This window comes from Bradyrhizobium sp. BRP19 (assembly GCF_020194195.1).
Classification (GTDB): Bacteria; Pseudomonadota; Alphaproteobacteria; order Rhizobiales; family Xanthobacteraceae; genus Bradyrhizobium; species Bradyrhizobium yuanmingense.
Map to the genome: position 1 here is coordinate 1 of NZ_JADYVZ010000201.1, position 406 is coordinate 406.

Genomic DNA, 406 nt, shown 5'->3' on the forward strand with positions numbered 1-406 from the left:
GCGAGACCTTCCGGCCGGCCACGGTAACCTCGTTCGTGCCAAGCTCCAGTTCGACGTTTCCAAACGATATGGCCTGCGGCGCGAGCAGCCGAGGCCGTCGTAGAACCGCCCGGACTCTGGCAAGGAATTCCTGCGGCTCAAAGGGCTTGCTCAGGTAATCGTCCGCTCCGCCGTTCAGTCCATCGATCACGTCTTCCTTGGTATCCTTGGCGGTCAGCATGATGATGGCGGGCCTTTCGCGCAATTGAGCGAGGGAGGCGACGATATCGAGCGCGTCGCCGTCCGGCAGCATCCGGTCGACGATTGCGAGATCATACTTGAAGCTGCCGAGTGCTTGCCGGGCTTCCGAGATGGATTCGACAATGTCGACAATTCCGCACACGTCTCGAAGTAAACGGCCGAGATA

At 60.1% G+C, this 406-nt stretch carries 1 protein-coding gene; it reads right to left on the reverse strand.

All coding sequences use genetic code 11. The features are described from left to right. A partial coding sequence (locus I6F36_RS39185) for a response regulator transcription factor (protein ID WP_225173318.1) occupies positions 1-406 on the reverse strand: 406 nt, incomplete at both ends.